The sequence below is a fragment of the Stenotrophomonas capsici genome (assembly GCF_034961085.1).
GTDB classification, from domain to species: domain Bacteria; phylum Pseudomonadota; class Gammaproteobacteria; order Xanthomonadales; family Xanthomonadaceae; genus Stenotrophomonas; species Stenotrophomonas capsici.
Genome location: NZ_JAYFUH010000220.1, coordinates 1 through 1,392, shown reverse-complemented (window position 1 = coordinate 1,392; position 1,392 = coordinate 1). Strand labels below are relative to the sequence as shown.

Below are 1,392 nucleotides of genomic sequence, written 5' to 3'. Positions count from 1 at the left end.
ACCTGGTACGCCATGGTCGACCGCGACGACGACCTGAAGGTCGGCTCGCGCTCCACGGCCATCCTGTTCGGCGAGCTGGACCTGGTCATCCAGGGCATCCTGTACGCCCTGTTCTTCGGCGCGATGGCCCTGGTCGGGCAGCGCGCGGCGCTCGGCAGCGCGTACTGGGCCGCCCTGGCGGTGGCCCTGGCAATGGTGGTCTACGAGTTCTGGCTGTGCCGCAACCGCGAGCGCGAGCCCTGCTTCAAGGCCTTCCTGCACAACAACTGGGTCGGCGCGGTGTTGTTCGCCGGCATCGTCGCCAGCCAATACCTCAACCGATAGCAGAAGGCCCGCAATGCGGGCCTTCTTTCTATGCTGGAGCGCCTCCAGGCGCGAGGCCGACACCCTGCAACGGGTACCGGCTCTTCCCGCCCCGGCACCATCGCCGGCTTCGCGGCCCAGGCCGCACCTGCGTCGCTCAGGCTTTCAGCGCGCGCAAGCGGAACGCCGCGATCACCTGCAGCACCCCGTAAACCAGGGCCAGCGCACCGATCCACAACGAGGTCACCATCAGCCCCGACAAGGGGTTGAGCGCGAACATCACGCCCAACGCGACCGCCAGCAGGCCACTGAGGACCAACATCCACTCGCCGCGGATGTGCTTGCGCACGCGGATGGCGAACACGATGCGATAGATGCCACCGACGATCAGCCAGCCGGCCAGGAACAGCAGCAACACGCTGGCCGTGGCCAACGGGTTGAGGATGGCCAGCACGCCGAAGGCGATCGATACCAGGGCATAGAACACCGCCCAGCCCCGGGACACCGGCGCCGCGCCGCTGACCAGGCCGACCAGCACCACCACGCCCTCGACCACCGCCATCACGCCCAGCCACCACGCCAGCAGGGCCGCCGTGCGCACCGGCGACATCAACGTCAGCACGCCGAACACCACCGCCAGCAGCCCGAACAGCAGCACCACCCACCAGTTGCGCGTCAGCGCACTGAACAACGAACCTGCGGGAAATACCGGGGAACCGCCCATAGCCATCTCCTCATGTGATGCACGAAAGTTGATACCCCCTCGGCACTGACTTTATGCCACCGGCGCTGTCATGGCGCGATCACGGCACCCGCGCGCAGACCCAGGCGTCCACCCGGGTCACGCCGGCACGGCGCAGGGCAAGCGCCGCCGCCTGCAGCGTGGTGCCGGTGGTCATCACGTCATCCAGCAATGCCACGTGCACCGGCAAGCCCGGCCTGGCGAGGAAGGCCGCGCGCAGGTTGCGCCGGCGCTGGTCGGCATCCAGCTCCGACTGCGGCATGGTCGCGCGCGTCCGGCGCAGGCCATCGCAGAGCGGGATGCCCAGCGCCCGGGCCAGGGGCCGGGCCAGCTCGCGTGCCTGGTCA

The 1,392-nt window shown here is 69.0% G+C and carries 3 protein-coding genes; 1 reads left to right on the top strand and 2 read right to left on the bottom strand.

Annotation, left to right across the window (positions count from 1 at the left end; genetic code table 11):
- Positions 1–324 (top strand): UbiA family prenyltransferase (locus VA603_RS11580; protein WP_323438938.1); only part of this gene is annotated, 324 nt, incomplete at its 5' end.
- A 136-nt stretch (positions 325–460) separates the two neighbouring features.
- On the opposite strand, the gene VA603_RS11575 is transcribed toward VA603_RS11580, so the two are convergent.
- Together VA603_RS11575 and VA603_RS11570 are read right to left on the bottom strand one after the other, a co-directional pair.
- Positions 461–1,027, bottom strand: coding sequence for an HdeD family acid-resistance protein (locus tag VA603_RS11575; protein ID WP_192288244.1), 567 nt, complete (start codon positions 1,025–1,027; stop codon positions 461–463).
- 79 nt (positions 1,028–1,106) lie between these two features.
- Positions 1,107–1,392, bottom strand: a 286-nt coding sequence (locus tag VA603_RS11570; protein ID WP_323438937.1) for a ComF family protein, incomplete at its 5' end; no start/stop codon positions are given.

Excerpts from the sequence above, each read along its gene's own strand:
- VA603_RS11575 (WP_192288244.1), bottom strand. The coding sequence starts at position 1,027 with ATGGGCGGTTCCCCGGTATTTCCCGCAGGTTCGTTGTTCAGTGCGCTG.